Below are 4,650 nucleotides of genomic sequence, written 5' to 3' on the forward strand. Positions count from 1 at the left end.
CCGGCGGTGGGTCCGGGTCGGCGCGGCCGGCGCGGCCGGCGCGGCCGGCGCGGCAAGCGTGCGGCCTGGTCGTGCGACCGGTGCGGGCTCCGCGGAGCTCTGCCCGGAAGCAGACGGTTCAGTGACAGACGTTTCGAAGGCGGCGTCCGGTGGGGTGGCACCGGGACGGGTTGCGGCCCCACCCGAGCTGCCGTCGATGGGGGAGAACTGGGAGAGCAGGAGCGCTACGACCCCTGCCGTCGCCGTCAGAACGACGGGGATCGACACGGCACGGGGGATGCGGCGACGCCGACCGGCAGAGGAAGCGGCGGTGGCCGGGGTCGACACAAGTGTGACGGGCGCTCGCGGAGCCTCCTGTTCCACCGGCCGCTCGGCGTCATCGGCCAGACCGTGCAAGGCCGTCGCCACCTCCCCGGCTTCCGGCCGATCGGCAGGTTCTCTGGCCAGGCAGCGGTCGAGGAGGCGGTGCACCTCGGGTGGCACTCCCTCGATAGCGGGCAGCGGGGCCGGATCGACGTACACGTGAGCGTTCAGCATCTGCGTGGGGGTCTCCGCCGACCACGGCAGCTCATTGGTCAGCGTCCGATACAGCAACAGCCCGAGCGCGTAGACGTCGGAGGCAGGCAGGACGGTGCCACCGGCGAGGCGTTCGGGCGCGAGGTACGCGGCGGTGCCCAACAGTTGTCCGTCCGCCTCCAGCTCCGGTCTGCCGGCCGTGGTGGCGATTCCGAAGTCGACCACCTTCACCCCAGCGGGTGTCAGCATCACGTTGGACGGCTTGATGTCCCGGTGCACCAGATCACGTTCATGCGCGGCGGCGAGCGCCTCGGCGACCTGCGCGCACGTCCGCATCGCGGCGGCCGGCGGCAACGGGCCGGAAGCGAGTCGCCGGGACAGGGTCTGGCCGGGCAGCAGCTCCATCACCACGTAGGACACCCGATGGCCGGCGGCATCGGTGTGCTCGCCATAGTCGTACACGCTCGTCACGTGGGGGTGCCAGAGGCCCGCCGCGGCCCTGGCCTCCGCCTGGATGCGTCGTCGTGCTCCCTGGGCGGTGGCCTGCGCGCCGGCCAGGACCTTGATGGCCACCGCACGTTCGAGAACCCGGTCCCACGCCCGCCAGACTGCCGACATGCCACCAGCGCCGAGACGACTCTCGATCTGATACCTGCCGTCCAACAGATCACCGTCCATCACTGGGACAGCTTGCCAGAGTAACGCCGCAGCGGCTCGGGTGCGGAGCGTCTAGCGGTAGTCCTACTCGGCTCCCTGCGCCGCAGATCACCGACCCGGAGGAGGCCGTACGCCTGCACCACCGCATGCTTGGGCTCGATCTTGCGCGTTTCTGGGGGCCACTGACCAGGACCACCGCAGCAGCCCTGGCGGGCACCGGTTTCGGCCTGTGAGGCTGCTTTCAGCCAGCCAATTCGCTCTTCGCTGCCTCGCAGACGTGTCGCACCTGGTCGGTTGTCAGGCGGCGGATATCCCAGATCAACCCGGCTAGGTCAGCCCCTGCTGCGTGCGGACGTGGGATTTCGGGGGTCAGCTCGACACCGGCCATGGCGGCCAAGTCGTCGGCGGGGATCGCCAACACGGTCGCGAAGCCGACCAACAATTCAGGTGACAACTCTTTGCGGCCGTGGCCAACCGCTCCTATCGTCGCAGCAGACAAAGGGCCTACGCCGGCCAGGTTATACAGGATCTGAGTAGAGGTTGACCAATCTAGATTCCTGTTGCGGAGCATGCGGACGACTGTGGCACCGAAACTCGGCTCGTACTGTTCGTAGACCGGGAGAGTCAATTCCTGCTCTACGCGGTCCCGTCGGGGCAGGGACTGTGCAAGCTGGCGGAGCCGGTGTCTCTGCTCCGGCCGCAGGTTGATGGCACACCGTACGAGCTCTTTTATCAGCGAGCCGGATATCGCCTCCACGGGGGCAAGATCGGCCGGTACCGGCAGCTCGGCAACTACGAAGAGATCTGCGGTGTGTAGCTTGAGCGCGGGTGCGAGCCGCCGAAGCAGGGATGGGCTGGGTACTGCGCCGGTGAGTACGGTCCGGAGTTCGGTTTCAGGGACCGGAGCGGCCCGCGCCAGCTTACTGAGGTTTACCCCTCGGTGCTGCAACAGTCGCGCCAGTAACACTCCGAAACTTGGTTGTTCCATCATCCGCCTACCTCAGCGTTGACCACGAGAGCGGCATGGGTCTTATTCCGAAGGTGCATGCGATATTTCACCACGGGAATTCGTGATAGACCCACGCATTTTTGTCTGGTTCCGGTAGGCCGTGCTTTCGAAATGCGGCGCGGGCGATCTCCTCGAGCGACGTGAAGCCCGGTATTGCTTTTGGTCCATAGTGGCCCGACCAGTTGTCAAACATGATGATCTGGCCTAGTTCATTCACCTCGAATTTTCCAGCCATGTGAACCGCCTGGCGCTCGGCCAGACTCGTATGCCCTGCGCTGTCCTTCAGGGCGAACATGTAATCGGTGCGAATCGCCCGCAGTGACCCGTCCTTCATCACGACGTAGTGGTACTCCAGAGGTCTGTCCTTAACGCCTCTGTCGAGAGCCTCGCCCGGCCTGATCCATGAACCTGAGGGGATAGGCGCTTGTGGGTCGGTGTCGAGGCCGGGCCTGTTGCCTGGCGTCCAATCGTATGCCCCGTTGCAGTTGTGGACGAGTACCGACGCGTCTCCCGCCAGCACATAGTAGGTATGCACGTCGGCGACTGTGAGGTTGTGCATGATCCGGCTACCGGTGTACCGCTTTACTGCGGTCACCGTCGTCAGGCCATCGTGCCCGAGCAGTGCGTCGCCTGGTCGCAGGTCGCCGGCATCCGTCCAACTGCGGGTCGTGACGTTCCAGAACGGATGGTGTCGGGTGCTCCGGACGACCTCGTCGCCGCTGCCGCTCCCGACCGAGACATCGGCGAACTCGGTGTCGAGGTTGCGGTGCAGTTCGGTGACTGGTTCGGCGGCGGTCACCCCCGTCTGCGGATCAGTGGCGAGCACCTCGTCTCCGATGCGGACGTCCCCGATCGGCTTGGTCGTGCCGTCCCCCAGCAGCACCCGAGTGTCCGGCGCGAAACTGTCGCCGGCGCATGCCTTCAGCAGATCTTCGAGACCGTCCAGGATGCTCTTGCCATCGATCAGCCCCTTCAGGGCGTTTTCCACCGCGGCGAACCCCTTGAGGTCGATCACGAGCTTCAGTGCGCTCAACTCGTCTGCGCTGAACGTGATCTTCTTCGGCAGGTCGACGTTGAGTTCCAGCAGCCTGGTCAGCTTGAGCGCGCCGAGCTTCTTGAGCGCGGCGTCAATCACGTCGGTGCCGAGGGCCTTGAGAGCGGTCAGCAACTCGCCGGACAGCAACTTGGCGAGGCCCGCGCTGATCCCGTCCTTGAGTAGGTCGATGCCCGCGGTGACCTTGCCGATCTTCGGCAGTTCGAGCGTGAGTAGGTCGACGACGGTCATGCCCAGCGCCTTGGCGTACTCGCCGTTACGCCACTCGTCCAGGTGGATCAGCGAGCCCGGGTTGTCGATGATCGCCTGGACGCCATCTTTGAGCATGTCGCAGGCTTCGTCGGAGTCCGGCGTGTTGCCCGGGGTGTTGCCCGGCGCCCCTAGCGCGCACAACCCGACCATCCACACCCCGCCCACGATGCCGAGGACGGCTTCGCTCTCGCCGCGGTAGAAGTCCTTCAGCCAGTCGGGGTAGTCCCTGGCGTTGAGCTTCTTCTCGACGTAGTCCCGCCAGGTCTGCATCCAGGAGGTCTGGCGTGCCAGTTTCTCCGCCTCGGCCAGGTCGCCGATCTGCTTGACGGCCGTGTGCATGTCCTGCGCGATCTTCACCATTGCGGCAGCGGTCGTCTTCATCGCGTTGGCGAACTTGTTGGCGGAGATCGATGCTGCCGAGATCTGCTTGGCGATCGTGTCGGCGTTGGTGGCGGCGGTTTGCGCCTGGTTCGCGTAGGCCCGGGCAGCGCCGGCCGCCTGTCGCGCCACTGCGGCGTCGTGCCCGGCCTCGACCGCCATCCCCTCCGCGGCGTTCGAGTATGCGGTGGCCCGCTGTGCCGCTCTGGCCGCGTCGCTCGCTGCGGCCACGGTGGCGTTCGCCTCGGCTGCGGCACCCCGTGCGGCGTCGATCGCTACCTTGCTGGCTCGCACCGCCCGAGCCGCCTCCTCGGCTGCCTTCTGCGCCGCCGCGTACGCTGGCTTGACCTGCTCCTGGGCCCGCAGCGCCTCCTCGGCGGCGTGCAACGCGGCGGCTTGTGCGTCGGCTGCGTGCTGCTGGGCTGCGGCGCTCTGCTCGGCGCCGATCAGCACAGCGCTGTTTGCGACATCGACGGCCATCGCCGCGTCGTTGTCCGTCTCGGCGTACTGCTCGGCGACGCTCAACGCCTTCGCGGCGGGATCGGCGATCGCCATTGCCGAGGCGCGGGCGTTGATAGCGGCCCGGCCGGCCACCCGGCTCTGGAACGAGGCGATTCCGGCCTCGCGCAGCGCCGCGTCCGCGGCGGAGCGGGTCAGCTCGGCGTCGGCCTTCGCGGCTGCGGCGTGGCCGAGCGCCTGCCGGGCGACGTTGACTGACTGCCGGGCCAGTTCGTTGGCCCGCTGCGCGTCGGCGATTGCTCGGCTCGCGGCCGCGGCCGCGTCG

Annotated in this window: 3 protein-coding genes; all 3 read right to left on the minus strand. The window is 67.3% G+C overall.

Annotation, left to right across the window (positions count from 1 at the left end):
• The coding region (locus tag JNW91_RS29755) for a serine/threonine-protein kinase (RefSeq protein ID WP_203178834.1) at positions 1-1,194 on the minus strand (1,194 nt) is incomplete at its 3' end.
• A gap of 220 nt (positions 1,195-1,414) precedes the next feature.
• Positions 1,415-2,164: an XRE family transcriptional regulator gene (locus JNW91_RS29760; RefSeq protein WP_203178835.1), complete on the minus strand. Its 750-nt coding sequence runs from the start codon at positions 2,162-2,164 to the stop codon at positions 1,415-1,417.
• A 64-nt stretch (positions 2,165-2,228) separates the two neighbouring features.
• Positions 2,229-4,650: polymorphic toxin-type HINT domain-containing protein (locus JNW91_RS29765; protein WP_255545335.1), on the minus strand; the 2,422-nt coding region annotated here is incomplete at its 5' end.

The organism is Micromonospora parastrephiae (genome assembly GCF_016802865.1).
Taxonomy (GTDB): Bacteria; Actinomycetota; Actinomycetes; order Mycobacteriales; family Micromonosporaceae; genus Micromonospora; species Micromonospora parastrephiae.